At 30.1% G+C, this 869-nt stretch carries 1 protein-coding gene; it reads right to left on the bottom strand.

The genetic code is table 11. The annotated features are described in order from the left end of the window. Positions 1-869: hypothetical protein (locus MTF66_RS38385; protein ID WP_248530349.1), on the bottom strand; the 869-nt coding region annotated here is incomplete at both ends.

An 869-nucleotide genomic window follows, 5' to 3' on the forward strand; every position in this document is an offset into this window, starting at 1 on the left:
CTCTAATAAACTGCGCCAAACTTTCTCCGTTAAACATCAAGTCAAAAGTAGTGCGGTAATCCATTGATACTTTTACCTTCGGATAAAGTTTTTGGACGAACTCTTGAGCCTCGGAGCATGGTGTTCTCAAGTAAAAGTTTTCGCCTGCAGATTTTACAAAATCTAATCGTTGACTTATTTCAACTAATGTTTGATTTAGTTCTTTTTTAGCAATAACAATTTTATCTTGTATTCTGTAAGCATTTTTCCCTAATTTATTAGAAAATAACTTAATTTCTTTTATAAAATCATCTAACTCAAGTGGTATTGTGTTTATGATTACAGCCTTGCCCTCATTCATAAGCATGTGAGCTTTATATTCCAAACAATCAATTATCCATTGGACTATTTCTGTATATGTAGAGCCGCTTCTGACTAAAGCTTCCAGTTTATCTATATCAGAGTTTTCTATTCTAAAATGAAATAAAGAATATGGATCAACTTTTTCATCACGACTTATCTTCATGTAACCTGTCTTGACCTTAGCTAGGTATTGATCCACTTTAAGAGAAAAGCTTTTAAAACAACTTTGTAATTCAATATAAAAATTTTTCTGTAAAGAAGTTTTAAAGTTTTCTTCTATAAAATGATTATCTATGTAATCTGATTCACCTTTTTTGCAAATTAAATCATTTTTTTCAAAAACAGATCTTAGTACTGGTACTATATGATTATGCCTGATATCTACATTTAGTGAACAATCCAAGCCAAAAGTTGGATCTCGAGTATATATATCACGCACCTCAAACATAAAAAATGTTAGTAAGTTTCTAACTTTACTGTTAGTTATAATCTTTACAGACTTATCTCTAGATAGCTCTACTTGCTTA

The organism is Pseudoalteromonas sp. 2CM39R (assembly GCF_023161845.1).